The organism is Pantoea sp. RIT-PI-b (assembly GCF_001187905.1).
Lineage (GTDB): Bacteria > Pseudomonadota > Gammaproteobacteria > Enterobacterales > Enterobacteriaceae > Pantoea > Pantoea nemavictus.
On record NZ_LGIS01000012.1, the window covers coordinates 696995 to 710868 of the forward strand.

At 58.3% G+C, this 13874-nt stretch carries 13 protein-coding genes; 11 read left to right on the forward strand and 2 right to left on the reverse strand.

The window, feature by feature from the left end; genetic code table 11:
* The first annotated feature begins 26 nt into the window (after positions 1 to 26).
* The 10 genes from AC790_RS04930 (at position 27) to AC790_RS24970 (ending at position 9948) form a co-directional block, all read left to right on the forward strand.
* Entirely contained in the window at positions 27 to 608 is a 582-nt protein-coding gene (locus tag AC790_RS04930) for an outer membrane lipoprotein carrier protein LolA (protein WP_193372774.1), read from the forward strand.
* Positions 574 to 2895, forward strand: a complete 2322-nt coding sequence (locus AC790_RS04935; protein WP_049851068.1) for an MMPL family transporter — start codon at positions 574 to 576, stop codon at positions 2893 to 2895. Before AC790_RS04930 ends, AC790_RS04935 begins: the two co-directional genes overlap by 35 nt.
* Positions 2892 to 3467: a DUF3261 domain-containing protein gene (locus AC790_RS04940; RefSeq protein ID WP_049851069.1), complete on the forward strand. Its 576-nt coding sequence runs from the start codon at positions 2892 to 2894 to the stop codon at positions 3465 to 3467. Before AC790_RS04935 ends, AC790_RS04940 begins: the two co-directional genes overlap by 4 nt.
* Entirely contained in the window at positions 3464 to 4621 is a 1158-nt protein-coding gene (locus AC790_RS04945; protein ID WP_049851070.1) for a beta-ketoacyl-[acyl-carrier-protein] synthase family protein, read from the forward strand. The genes AC790_RS04940 and AC790_RS04945 overlap by 4 nt, the downstream gene beginning before the upstream one ends.
* On the forward strand, positions 4614 to 5102 hold the full coding sequence (locus AC790_RS04950; protein WP_049851071.1) for a hotdog family protein: 489 nt from the start codon (positions 4614 to 4616) through the stop codon (positions 5100 to 5102). Before AC790_RS04945 ends, AC790_RS04950 begins: the two co-directional genes overlap by 8 nt.
* Entirely contained in the window at positions 5099 to 5830 is a 732-nt protein-coding gene (locus AC790_RS04955) for a 3-ketoacyl-ACP reductase FabG2 (RefSeq protein WP_049851072.1), read from the forward strand. The genes AC790_RS04950 and AC790_RS04955 overlap by 4 nt, the downstream gene beginning before the upstream one ends.
* Entirely contained in the window at positions 5827 to 7062 is a 1236-nt protein-coding gene (locus tag AC790_RS04960) for a beta-ketoacyl-ACP synthase (RefSeq protein ID WP_200902252.1), read from the forward strand. The genes AC790_RS04955 and AC790_RS04960 overlap by 4 nt, the downstream gene beginning before the upstream one ends.
* A 197-nt stretch (positions 7063 to 7259) precedes the next feature.
* The gene (locus AC790_RS04965; protein WP_049851073.1) at positions 7260 to 9461 is read left to right on the forward strand and encodes a TonB-dependent siderophore receptor; all 2202 of its coding nucleotides are present in this window, start codon (positions 7260 to 7262) and stop codon (positions 9459 to 9461) included.
* 130 nt (positions 9462 to 9591) lie between these two features.
* Positions 9592 to 9735, forward strand: coding sequence for a hypothetical protein (locus AC790_RS24965; RefSeq protein WP_007893692.1), 144 nt, complete (start codon positions 9592 to 9594; stop codon positions 9733 to 9735).
* Positions 9736 to 9774: 39 nt separating this feature from the next.
* Positions 9775 to 9948: a hypothetical protein gene (locus AC790_RS24970; protein ID WP_007893690.1), complete on the forward strand. Its 174-nt coding sequence runs from the start codon at positions 9775 to 9777 to the stop codon at positions 9946 to 9948.
* Here the strand turns inward: AC790_RS24970 and AC790_RS04970 are convergent.
* Positions 9945 to 11093: a hypothetical protein gene (locus tag AC790_RS04970; RefSeq protein WP_007893688.1), complete on the reverse strand. Its 1149-nt coding sequence runs from the start codon at positions 11091 to 11093 to the stop codon at positions 9945 to 9947. The genes AC790_RS24970 and AC790_RS04970 overlap by 4 nt on opposite strands.
* Before the next feature lie 153 nt (positions 11094 to 11246).
* Here AC790_RS04970 and AC790_RS04975 point away from each other — a divergent pair, with 153 nt between their 5' ends.
* Positions 11247 to 12710, forward strand: coding sequence for a phosphatidylserine/phosphatidylglycerophosphate/cardiolipin synthase family protein (locus AC790_RS04975; RefSeq protein WP_049851074.1), 1464 nt, complete (start codon positions 11247 to 11249; stop codon positions 12708 to 12710).
* A gap of 32 nt (positions 12711 to 12742) precedes the next feature.
* Here AC790_RS04975 and mdoC read toward each other — a convergent pair whose 3' ends face one another.
* Positions 12743 to 13867, reverse strand: a complete 1125-nt coding sequence (gene mdoC, locus AC790_RS04980; protein WP_049851075.1) for a glucans biosynthesis protein MdoC — start codon at positions 13865 to 13867, stop codon at positions 12743 to 12745.
* Between the last annotated feature and the right edge of the window lie 7 nt (positions 13868 to 13874).

Below are 13874 nucleotides of genomic sequence, written 5' to 3' on the forward strand. Positions count from 1 at the left end.
TTCGAACCTTTTGTCTGCTGTTGCTGATGGTGTGTGCCAACGCCAGCGCGGTAACGCTCGAGCAGCTGCAACAGCGCTTCGCCAGCCAGCCGGTGATTCGCGCCAATTTTGTGCAGGTGCGCACCATTGCTGGCATGGCGCAGCCGCTGGTGTCGCGCGGTCAGCTGTTGATCGCCCAGCAGCAGGGCTTGTGGTGGCAGCAAGCGACGCCGTTCCCGCTGATGCTGATCCTCGATGAAAAGCGCATGGTGCAGAGCATCAGCGGCCAGCCGCCGCAGGTGATCACCGCCGACAGCAATCCACAGATGTTCCAGTTCAACCATCTGCTGCGCGCGCTGTTCCAGGCCGATGAAAAAGTGCTGCGCGAGAATTTTGTGCTCGATTTCCACGATCGTGGCAATGACCGCTGGCAGCTGGGTCTGACGCCGAAAGCCGCGCCGCTGAATAAGATCTTTAACCGCATCGATCTGCAGGGCGATAAATTCCTCAATCGCATTACGCTGGATGATAAGCAGGGCGATAAGACCGACATCACCCTGAGCGATACCCGCACCGAACCGCAACAGTTGACCGATGAAGAGCGAGCGCGTTTTGCCCCAGCGCAGTGAGAAAACCGTCGCGCTGCTGTGGCTGGCGGTGTGCCTGACGTTAGCGGTAGCGCTGGCGATCCTGTTGCCGCGCAGTCAGCTCAATAGCAGCGTGCTGGCGCTGTTGCCGCAGCAGAACCTCGGTCAGGCACCGGTGGAGATTCAGCAGGGCTTTATGCAGCGCCTCGATCGTCAACTGGTGTGGCTGGTGAGCGCCAACGATCAGGAGGGTGATGCGGTCGCAGCTTGGTGGCAAACGCAGTTACAAGCCCTGCCGATGCTGAAACAGGTAAGCGGCGAGCTGGATGACGATCAGCTGCAGCGCTGGGGCGCGTATGCGTTTCAGCATCGCAATGGCCTGATCGATCCCGCCACGCGCGGCCGGCTGCAAAACGGCGGCGATGCGCAGGCCGACTGGATTCTGGCGCAGCTGTTCTCGGCGTTCGCCGGCGTCGGCAGCAAGGAGATCGGCAACGATCCGCTGCTGCTGGTGCGCGGTGCGCAGCTGGCGCTGCAGCAAAGCGCCAACAAGATGCTGCTGCATAACGGCTGGCTAACGGTGAAAGATGCGCAGCAGCGCCGCTGGTATTTCCTGCACGGTGAACTGGCGAGCAATGCCTTCAGCATTAAAGAGAGCCATCAGCTGGTGACGGCGCTCAATCAGCTGCAATCCCAGCTTAAAACGCGCTGGCCGGATGCGCAGCTGCTAACGCGCGGCACGGTGTTATTCAGTGATGATGCCAGCCAGCGCGCGCAGCATGATGTGGAAACCCTCGGCAGCGCGACGCTGGCAGGATTGCTGCTGCTGGTGTGGCGGGTATTTCGCTCACTGCGGCCGCTGGCGCTGTGTGCGCTGTCGGTGGCAATAGGCGCGATGGCGGGCACGGTGCTGACGCTACTCTGTTTTGGCGAACTGCATCTCACCACCTTAGTGATGAGCCTAAGCATTGTCGGCATCTCGGCCGATTATACCCTCTACTATCTGACGGAGCGCATGGTGCACGGCGAGCAAGCCACGCCGTGGCAGAGTTTGCACAAGGTGCGCGGCACGCTGCTGCTGGCGCTTGGCACCACGGCGATTGCCTGGCTGCTGATGCTGCTGGCACCGTTCCCCGGCTTGCGCCAGCTGGCGGTGTTTGCCGCCAGCGGATTGAGCGCCTCCTGCCTGACGGTAATCTGCTTTTATCCGTGGCTGGTACGTGGCTTACCGGTGCGTCCCATTCCGGCGATGGTATGGCTGGCACGCTGGCTGGCAGCCTGGCGGCGCAATAATTGGCTGAAGCGCGGATTGCCGGCGCTGGTGGCGATCTATGCGCTGAGCGGCATGCTGCAGCTGCACGTCGACGATGATATCGCCCATCTGCAGAGTGCACCGGCGCAGCTGCTGGCACAGGATCGTCAATTGGCGCAACTGACCGGCCAGCAGGCCGATCAAACCTGGTTTGTGGTGTGGGGCGATGATGAGCAGCAAGCGCTGCAGCGGCTTAGCGCGCTGGCACCGCAGCTGCAGCAGGCGCAGCAGCAAGGCTGGCTGGCCGGTTATCGCATCTTGCCGCTCAGTTCGCTGGCGCAGCAGCAGCAGGATGTGGTGCTGTTGCAGCAGGCGGCACCCAACATTCTGCAACGCTTGCAGCAAGCGGGCATTAGCGTGGCGAACGCCCATCTTAGCGCGATGCCGGTGAGCGCCGCCGACTGGCTGGCAAGCCCACTGAGTGAAGGCTGGCGGCTGTTATGGCTGTCGCTGCCGGACGGGCGCAGCAGCGTGTTGGTGCCGGTCAGCGGCGTGAAAAACAGCGCCGCGCTGCAACAGCTGGCAGCCCAGCAGGCAGGCGTGAGCTGGGTCGATCGCAAGGCCAGCTACGATGAACTGTTCCGCTTCTGGCGCACCTTGCTGAGCGGCTTACTGGCGCTGGCGCTGTTGCTGATTACTGCCAGCTACATGCTGCGGCTGGGGGTAAAAGCCGGCATGCGCAGCGCGCTGCCGTCGTGGTTGTCGCTGGCGGCGGCGCTGGCGACACTGGGCTGGATCGGCGCGAGCCTCAATCTGTTTGCTCTGCTGGCGCTGATTCTGGTGCTCGGCATCGGCATCAACTACACGCTGTTCTTCAGCAATCCGCGCGGTACGCCGTTAACCTCAATGCTGGCGGTAACGCTGGCAATGATGACCACGCTATTAACGCTTGGCATGCTGGTGTTCAGCAGCACCGCCGCCATCAGCGGCTTTGGTACCGTGCTGTGTAGCGGGATTTTTTGTGCATTCTTGCTGGCGCCACTGGCGCTGGCGCCGGGGAAAAGGAAGCAACGATGAAAATGGGTGCGCTTGTGCTGATGTTGAGCCTGCTGCTAAGCGGTTGTGCTGAGCATGCCAGCGAAATTAATCGGCCAACCGCCTGGCTGAAACCGGGCGTACGCGTGACGCTACCGCCGCCAGGAATTTCGCCCGCTTTTCAGCAGCAGCAACTGCTGACCGGGCACGCCAAAGGGAAAACCCAGTCGCTGCTGGTATTACTCAGCGCCGATGCGCAGCAGCTGAGCCTGGCGGGATTGTCGTCGCTCGGCATTCGTTTGTTCCGCGTCACCTATGATAAAAACGGCATTCACACCCAGCAGATGATGGCGCTAACGGAAATGCCGCCCGCCAGTCAGGTGCTGGCCGACGTGATGCTGAGCCATTGGCCAATCAGCGCGTGGCAGCCGCAGTTGCCGCGCGGTTGGACGCTGATCGATATTGATGATCGCCGCGAGCTGCGCGATCCGGCCGGCAAGGTGGTGACGTTGATTCGTTATTTACAACGCGGTGCGCAGCGTGAGCCGATCAGCATCGATCAACGCGCCTTTGGTTATCAGATTCAAATCCAACAACTGGATGCGTCATCATGATCTACATTTCCGCCTTTGGCATGGTCAATGCGCTGGGCAATAACCTGGCGCAGATTGCTGTGCAGCTACAAGCGGGCCGCGCGCCGGGCATGCAGCCGCGTGACGGCTGGTTGCAGGCAGGCAAACGCTGCTGGCTGGGGCAGGTGCAGGGCGAGTTACCGGCAATCCCTGCCGCGTTAGCCGCACACAACACGCGTAACAATCAGCTGCTGCTGGCGGCGCTGGCGCAGCTGCGTCCAGCGCTGGAGGCGGCCATCGCGCAATATGGGCGCGATCGCGTGGCGATTGTGCTCGGCACCAGCACGTCCGGCGTGGATGAAGGCGATCGTCAGGTCGCTGGCGGCTTGCCGGGCTACGATTACCGCATGCAGGAGCTGGGCGATCCGTCGCGCTTCCTTGCCCACTTTTTAGCACTGGAGGGCCCGGCTTATACGATTTCTACCGCTTGCTCCTCCAGCGCGCGCGCAATGATCAGCGGCCAACGTTTGATTGATGCCGGGTTAGTGGATGTGGCGCTGGTGGGCGGCGCGGATTCGCTGAGCCGCATGCCGATCAACGGCTTCGCCAGTCTTGATTCGCTCTCGGATCGCCACTGCGCACCCTTTAGCGCCGACCGCGACGGCATTTCGATTGGCGAAGCCGCGGCGCTGCTGTTGCTGACGCGGGAGAAGCAGCCGCTGGCGCTGCTCGGCTGCGGTGAGTCATCGGATGCGTGGCACATGTCGGCACCGCATCCGGAAGGCGTCGGTGCGGAGCGCGCGATGCTGATGGCGCTGCAGCAGGCGGGATTACAGCCGCAGGATGTCGGTTACATCAACCTGCACGGCACCGCGACGCCGCTCAACGATCGGGTGGAATCTGCGGTTATTCATCGCCTGTTTGGCGAGCGCGTGCCGTGCAGCTCGACCAAACATCTCACCGGCCATACGCTAGGCGCGGCGGGTGCCACTGAAGCGGCGCTAGCGGCGCTGATTCTGCAGCAAAATTTGCCGCTGCCGCCGCAGGATTTCTCTGTGGCAGCACGTGATGCCTTACTGCCGGAATGCGGTTTGCTCACCACGCCACAACCTTTGCAGCGTCCAATCATCGCTTCAAACTCATTTGCTTTTGGCGGGAACAATACCTGCCTGATTGTAGGAAAGCCTCATGACTGATTTTCTGCCGGTCGCGGCTTATTTGCCGCACCGCGCGCCGATGCTGCTGCTCGACCGCGCTATCCTGGTCAGCGATGACAGCGTGATCTGCGAAGTCAGCATCAACGCTGACGGCGTGCTGGCGCCGTTTCTTACGCCACAAGGTGATTTGCCGGCGTGGTACGGCGTGGAGATCATGGCGCAAACCATTGGCGTCTGGTCTGGCTTTCATGCCCGCCAGCGCGGCGAGAGCGAGATTCATCCCGGCATGCTGCTCGGTGGACGTGGCTATCGCGCCAATAGCGCCACCTTTGCCGCCAATAGCACGCTGCGCGTTGAGATGCGTCTGCTGATGCGTGACGACCGGCTGGGCAGCTTCGAAGGGGAGATCCGCTGCAACGACGTAATGATCGCCAGCGGGCGGCTGAACACCTATCAGCCTAATCAACAAGAGTTAATTCAATTGCAACAAACGCCGTTAAAACAAGGAGTTCAGCCATGACACGCAGCGTATTAGTCACCGGCGCCAGTAAAGGGATTGGCCGCGCCATTGCGCAACGTCTGGCGCTGGACGGTTTTGAGATTGTGGTGCATTACCATCGCGATGCCAGCGGTGCACAGCAAACGCTGGCCGGGATTGAACAGGCGGGCGGACGCGGACGCACCTTGCAGTTTGACGTGGCGCAGCGTGAAACCACGCGCAACGCGCTGGAGCAGGATATCGCCGCGCACGGCGCCTATTACGGCGTGGTGAGCAATGCGGGTATCACGCGCGATGCGGCGTTTCCGGCGTTGACCGACGATGAGTGGGACAGCGTAATCCACACCAATCTCGACAGCTTTTACAATGTGATTCATCCATGCGTGATGCCAATGATTGGCCTGCGCCAAGGCGGACGCATTATTACGCTCTCCTCAGTATCGGGAATAATGGGCAATCGTGGTCAGGTCAACTACAGCGCGGCCAAAGCTGGCATTATCGGCGCCACCAAAGCGTTGGCGATTGAGCTGGCAAAACGCAAAATTACCGTTAACTGCATCGCACCGGGTTTAATTGATACCGGCATGACCGATCTCGAGCCGTTGGTGATTGATGAGGCGATGAAGCTGATCCCGATGAAGCGCATGGGCGCGGCGGAGGAAGTGGCCGGACTGGCCAGTTATCTGATGTCGGACATCGCCGGCTACGTCACGCGTCAGGTGATTTCAATCAATGGAGGTATGCTGTGATTCAGCGCGTCGTGGTAACCGGTATGGGTGGCGTAACCGCCTTTGGTGACAGCTGGAGCGCGGTGGCCGAGCGCATTAAGCAGGGCAAAAATGCCGTGCGTCACATGCCGGAGTGGCAGGTTTACGATGGCTTGCACACGCTGCTGGGTGCGCCGGTGGACGACTTCACGCTGCCTGCCCATTACACGCGTAAGCGCATTCGCTCGATGGGGCGCGTCTCGCTGATGGCGACGCGCGCGACCGAACTGGCGCTGGAGCAGGCCGGCTTGATCGATCATCCGGTGCTGACCAGCGGTGAAACCGGCATTGCCTACGGCTCCTCAACCGGCAGCACCGGCCCGGTGAGCGAGTTCGCCACCATGCTGACGGAAAAGCACACCAATAACATTACCGGCACCACCTATGTGCAGATGATGCCGCACACCACCGCCGTTAATGCCGGTCTATTCTTTGGCCTGCGCGGCCGGGTGATACCGACGTCCAGCGCCTGCACATCGGGCAGCCAGGCGATTGGCTACGCATGGGAAGCGATCCGCCACGGCTATCAAACCGTGATGGTCGCCGGTGGTGCGGAAGAGTTGTGTCCTTCCGAAGCGGCGGTGTTCGACACGCTGTTCGCCACCAGCCAACGCAACGATGCGCCACACAGCTCGCCTGCGCCGTTTGATCAGCAGCGCGATGGTTTAGTGATTGGCGAAGGCGCGGGCACCTTGATCCTCGAGTCGCTGGATCATGCACAGGCGCGCGGTGCCACCATTTACGCCGAGCTGGTGGGTTTCCACACTAACTGCGATGCCGCGCATATCACCCAGCCGCAGCGCGAAACTATGCAGATTTGTATTGAGCGCGCGCTAAAAACGGCCGGTGTCACGGCGGATCAGATTGGCTATATCAACGCCCACGGCACCGCTACCGATCGCGGCGATATCGCCGAGAGCCAGGCAACGGCGGCGATCTTTGGCCGCAGCACGCCAATCTCCTCACTGAAGAGCTATTTTGGCCATACGCTGGGTGCCTGCGGAGCGCTGGAAGCGTGGATGAGCATTGAGATGATGCGTGAAGGCTGGTTCGCGCCGACGCTGAATCTGACGCAACCGGCAGCGGAGTGCGGTGAGCTGGATTACATCATCGGCGCGGCGCGGCAGGTGGAGACCGATTACATCCAATCCAATAACTTCGCGTTTGGCGGTATCAACACCTCGCTGGTGTTTAAACGCTGGCGCGGTGCCTGATAGCAGGTCGCCATCAATGGCGACTCTACAAAACCGCTCAAGATCATCGTAGGGTCGCCATTCATGGCGACCGAATGCCTTTCCCCTCCATAAAGTGAATGCAGAAAGTGGGATTTTTCTTGCTTTCGCGCAACGACTGCGCATAATCGCAAACCGAAATAATAATGATTATCACTTCTTTTGCATTAGGGGATCCCATGCGCGCTATGCCTTTCAATCCCGGACTGAAACCGACGCTGTTGGCCGTAATGGTCAGCGCCGGTTGTTTGCCAGTGATGGCTGCTACTACCAACACCACAACCTCAACTAACGCGAAAAACGAACAGCAGACGCTGACCGTGACCGCAGCACCACCAACCGATTTCAAGCCAGGCGGCAATGATTTAGTGCCTGCGTTTCTGGATGGTCAAATCGCCCACGGCGGCCGCCTGGGCATGCTGGGTGAGCAAAACGCGATGGACGTGCCGTTCAACGTGATTGGCTTCACCTCGAAAATGATTCAGGACCAGCAGGCGCAAACCATCGGTGACGTCATGCGCAACGATGCTGGCGTGCAGAATCTGAAAGGCTACGGCAACTTCGCTGAAAGCTATCGCATTCGAGGCTTCAAGCTGGATGGCGATGCTATGACCTATGGCGGTCTGGCCGGTATCGTGCCGCGCCAGGTGATGGATGCTTCGCTGATTGACCGGGTGGAAATTTTCAAAGGTGCCAACGCGCTGCTGAACGGTTCAGCTGAGAGCGGCGTTGGCGGCATGATTAACCTTGAGCCAAAGCACGCTGATGACACGCCACTGACGCGTATCGGTGTGGATTACACCTCCGGTTCACAGGTGGGCGGCAGCGCCGATATTGGTCGTCGTTTTGGCGACAATAACCAGTTTGGCGTGCGTCTGAATGCGGTCAACCGCGAAGGCGGCACTGAAGTCGACGGCGAGAAAAAACGTACCACCGCCGCCTCGCTGGGGTTGGATTACCGTGGCGATCGTCTGCGCACCTCGCTCGACGTCGGTTACCAGAAGAAGACCTTCCACGATGCGCGCAACGGCATCAATATCAGCGGCATCGATTTCATTCCTGATGTGCCCTCTAACTCGAAAAACTACAGCCAGAATTGGGTGTTCAGCGATATCGAGTCGGAATTTGGTCTGGCGAAAGCCGAGTACGATCTGAACGATCAGTGGACTGCCTATGCCGGCCTGGGTGCGCAGCATACCCATGAAGTGGGCAACTACGGCACGCCGAAGATTCTAGATAGCGCTGGTAATGCCACCATCGGCCGTTTCCGTACCAATCGCGTGCAGGACAACATGAGCGGCATGGTTGGCCTGCGTGGTGATTTCACCACCGGCCCGGTGACGCACAAAGTGAACTTTGGCTATTCGGCGATGACGGCAAATGCGAAAAACAGCTATCGCATGTCATCAGGTAACGATGCTGACATCAATATCTACCATCCGCAGGATGTGGCCGAGCCAGACAGCGTGTTTGCCGGTGGCGACAAATTCAGCGACCCGCTGACCACTTACCGTTCGCGCTCGCAGGGTTATCTGCTGAGCGATACGCTGGGCTTCTTTGATGACACCTTGCTGGCAACGGTGGGCGCGCGTCACCAGAAAGTGGTGGTGCGTAACTACGGTTATGACGGCGCGGAAGATACAGCGACACGTTTTGACAGCAGCCGTTGGTTACCGGCGTATGGCTTGCTGTATAAAGCGACGCAAAATATCTCGCTGTATGCCAACCATACCGAGTCACTGACGCCGGGCACCGCCGCGCCGTTTACCGCCAGCAACTACGGTAGCGTCACCGGCATTGTGCACGCTAAGCAGAACGAAGTCGGGGTGAAAGCGGACTTTGGTCGTGTTGGCGGATCGCTGGCGTTGTTTGAAATTAAACAGCCGGTCGGTGTGCTGAATAATACGGTCTACAAGTTGAATGGCGAGCAGCGTAACCGCGGTGTTGAGCTGAATGTGTTCGGTGAGCCGGTGTTGGGTTTGCGTCTGAACAGCAGCGCCACCTGGATCGATCCGGATATGACCAAAACCGGCGATAGCGGTCAGGATGGCAAGAACGCCATTGGCGTGCCGCGCTTTACGGCGGCGCTGGGTGCTGAGTATGACATCAAGCCGGTTGAGGGTTTGACCGCCACGGCATTGCTGAACTACACCGGTTCTCAGTATGCCAACCTGGCAAACACCACCAAGCTGGATGACTACACCACATTGGATTTAGGTCTGCGTTACCGCATGAAGGTTAACCAGAATGATATGGTGTGGCGCGTGGGCGTTGAAAACGTCACCAATGAGAAATATTGGGCCAACGTGGATGACAGCGGCACCTATTTGTCGCAGGGTGAACCGCGTACGGTGAAAGTCTCGCTGAGCTACGATTTCTAACCTCCTCCAGGCGGGGCGTGCACGCGCCCCGTTATTTCTCTGGCAGAAATATTCCTGTAACTTACGGCGCGTTGCATTACACTCTGTGCGGCAATCCTGCTCGAAAACTCGCCTTTATGTTTGAGTCATCATGAGTTCACCTGCACCACCAGACGATCACGACGAACCCTATCGACAGCCGCTCGACGACGCGCTCTTCGCCATTGTGGTACTTGCAGTGACGTCGGTTACGCTTATAATCTTCGTCCTGATGATTACGCTGTGGATGAGTTAACGTCAGCAACGGGAAACGGAAGCCGGTAAGGAGATGTCGATGGAAGCCAGAGATGACAAACTGATCGCCATAATTGGCCTGTTATCCGCCTGCCTGATTGGTGTGGTGTTTCTCTTCACCATGACCTGGCTTACCGATGTGCGGCATCCCGCCGATCCCTCGCTTGATGTACAAACCTGCCCGCAACAAAGCGTCACCACCCAACACTCTTAATCTTTTGTCTGCCGGTTCTGCCACTTAATCTGTTGACTGCGCAACTCCAGCGCCAGCGCCTCATGTAAGGTGCGATTACCGTTGGGATCGCCGAGGCCAAACAGCGCGCCTGGGGAACGCCGATCGTCGGCCCATGCCGGATACTCCACCACCGGATAGAGCGAAATCCCTTCCAGCGCCACACCTTGCTCTAGCGCCAATCGCGCTTCTTCACTCACCTGACGCAGCCAGGGCGCGCGCGCATCGCCTTCGGCGCCGGTTTCCGCCAGGATCATCGGCCGCTGGTAGCGCTGCCAGCACTGCAGCAATAAACGGTGCAACGGTTGCCGCGTGGGATGATCGAGCGGAATAGTGTCGCCGGAGAAGAACCAGTGATTATCCGGATAGTAGTTCAGGCCGAGAACATCGAGAAAATCTTCGCGTCCACCCAGTTCAGGCGCATCGCGTCCGGCAAGCCAGTCCCAGGCTTCAAACTGGGCCTGATGCTGGGCATCAGCATAAGGTTTGCTGTCGGGATTATCGGGATGGGTGGCAACTTGCACCAGCGGATCGGTCAGCACAAAGCGTGCATCGGGATAGACCTCACGAATCGCATGCATCGCCGCCAGCGAGGCGCGCACCAGTTGGCGCTTTAGCTCACGCCCGCGATCGCTGGCGTAGGGATCGAGCCAGGAGACATCGGCACCCGCCCATGACCAGAATGAAATTTGATTGATCGGTGTGAAAAAGGGTTTTTCGATACCTTCATCGCGCATCAGCTGCGCCATGGCGCGTGCGAAACGTTCGAAATGGTCAACAAAACTGGCTTTCCAGATATCAAGGTGATCGGGATAGCCAAAGTGCGCCAGCTCCCAGATAATCTGCATATCATGGCGCGCAGCGGCGTGCACCATCGGTAGAAAGGTGCGCCAGTCATATTCGTTGGGCACGGCTTCGATCAGGTGCCAGCGTGCGCCATCGCGCGCGGTGTGCAAACCCTCTCGCGCCAGGGCGGCATAATCTTTCTCCAGCAGCATATCGTGGCCGCTGCTGATCACCATATCCAGCCGACGTCCGCCCGCGCGACATGCGGTGGAACAGGGAAAACTGCCTTGAAAAAAGCTTCGGAACAGCTGAGGGTGATGGCGCAGGGATTGCTGAGTCATAATCCTCTCCTCACGGTGAACGCCGGATGCAGAACGCTTGGCTAAGTCTAGACTAAATTGACGACGCGCCATTTGGCAGATGAGGAAGGCTCCGATTGCCATTTATCGCGCCGATACTAACAATAATAGGTCCACAGCTTTCAGGGATTCACTATGAGTGAAGCAGCACAATCTTTGCCGCCCGAGGAGCATCCGGGCAAAGGGCTGAAACCGAATGTTGATGCGCGCTGCGCACAGCATCCTGGCATGAGCGGTATTCATCCGCTCAACGATGGCTTAGACGCTTTTGCTGCGCGCTATCAGATGATGAGCAGGGCGCAGCACAGCATTGATGTGCAGTACTACATCTGGCACAACGACATGTCCGGCCGCTTGCTGTTTAGCGCGCTGCTGGATGCCGCCGAGCGCGGGGTGAAAGTGCGTTTGCTGCTCGATGACAACAACACGCCGGGTTTGGATGAGACGCTGGCCCAACTCGATCGCCATCCCAACATTGCCGTGCGCTTGTTCAATCCCTTTTCGTTTCGCACATTGCGCGCGCTGGGTTATCTCACCGATTTCTCGCGTCTTAATCGACGCATGCACAATAAAAGTCTGACGGTCGATGGTGCGGCCACGCTGGTGGGCGGACGCAATATCGGCGATGAATATTTTGGCACGGGCGATGAACCGCTGTTTACCGATCTTGATGTGCTGGCGATCGGTCCGGTGGTGGACGAGGTGACGCAGGATTTCGAGCGCTACTGGCGCAGTAAAGCGGTATCAACGCTGCGTAAGGTGGTTGACGTCAGCGGCGAGGCGCATCAGGCGGTGCGCTTGCCGGTGGAGTGGCAGCAGAGTGAAGCGGTGGAACGCTATCTGGCGCGGCTGGAGCACTCCTCATTCATCAACCAGATGGAGCAGGGCGAGCTGGAGATGACGTGGGCGGAGTCGCGCTTACTGAGCGATGACCCGCGCAAAGGCCTCGGCAAGGCGAAGCGGCGTAATTTGTTGCCGCAGCGCATGCTGGAGGTGATCGGGATGCCGCAGCAGCAGTTCGATATTATCTCCGCCTATTTTGTTCCTACGCGTTCTGGCGTGGCGCAGCTGCTGGCGCTGAAGCGGCGCGGGGTTAAAATCGCCATACTCACCAACTCGCTGGCGGCTAATGACGTTACGGTGGTGCACGCCGGTTATGCGCGCTGGCGTAAAAAACTGCTGCGTCATGGCATCGCGCTGTATGAGCTGAAGCCACAGGATAATCCGCAAAGCGCGCCGCACGACCGCGGTTTAACCGGTAACTCAGGCTCCAGTTTGCATGCCAAAACCTTTACCGTGGACAACCGTAAAGTGTTTATCGGCTCGTTTAATTTCGATCCGCGCTCGGCGATGTTGAATACCGAAATGGGTTTGGTGATTGAGAGCGAAGCGTTGGCACAGCAAACCCACCAACGTTTTATTGCCGGCATGCGCGATCGCGCCTGGACTCTGCGTCTCGATAAGTGGGGGCGCGTCAACTGGGTGGAGTATGCTCATGAGCAGGGCGAAGTGGTGCACAAGCATGAACCGCAGTGCACGCTGCTGCAGCGCTTGCTGGTGCGCCTGGTGTGGCGTCTGCCGGTGGAGTGGTTGCTCTAAAAAAACGGGCCAGCTTTTAGCTGGCCCGTTGTTTATTTGCGCTGTGGCTTCCCGGAGAACAGGAAACGCAGCAGTGGAATGCGCAGATGAATTTCGTACAGCGTAAAGGCCACGCCAAACACCATCAATAAACCGAGGAAGAAGCCGAGCGTGTTATTACCAATGTGCGGCGTGATGTAGATGCCATACAAAATGGTCAGCGGATGGTGCACCAGATAGATAAACAGCGAGGCATTAACCAGATACATGATGCGCGGTGAATGGCTGTTCAGCAGCTTGTGACCGAAGCTAAAGCAGACGTTGAGCATGCACAAACCCATGAGCGTGGTGATGATCATATCAATCTCATACAGCCAACCTTCGCCACTGCTGTAACGCTGATTCAGACTGTAGGCGATAAACACTGCAATGGCGCCAAAGCACATCACCGGATTAAAGCGCACAAACAGCGCTTTCAGCTCCTGATGCTTCCAGCTCAACGCGCCCAACATAAAGAACGGCAGGAACGTCAACATTTGCATCACGGCAATGCTGAACAGGCCATCGGCAAAAACCGCCGGGACGAAATAAAACAGCACGCGGCGGAACGCACACCATATCAAGGCATAAATCAGCAGCGCCAGCGTCAGTTTCCCCCAGCCGATTTGCTGATAATTGATAACGCGCTGCTGTTTATTCAGCCAGCGAAACGTCAACATGCCGAGCGTGGTGAGAATGACCAGGACCAGTAAAAACCACAGATGCGAAATCAGCTCCCACATCAGCGTATTGTACTTGTCGTACAGTGAGAAACTGTTCCAGTCGCCGATTTTATCGGTGAGATTTTTGGTGATGAAAAACTGCGGCAACGTAATCAGCGGAACGGCTGTCAACATGGGAATGCCGACGCGCTCCAGACGCACTTTCAGCCAGCGCTGGGGCTGATAGCGTAAGTAGAGCATGTAGGAAAAATAGCCAGAAATAACAAAGAATACCTGCATGCGGAAGGCATGAATAAAGTCATTAAGTACCGTCAACCACATCGAGGCGTCATGGCTGTTCACCGCCCACTTTTGCGTGGAGTAAATCAGTGAGACGTGAAAAGGCACGCCTAATAACATTAAATACGCTCGAATCGAATCGAGGAAATATTCACGTTCGGGTTTAGCTGAACTCATAATCTTC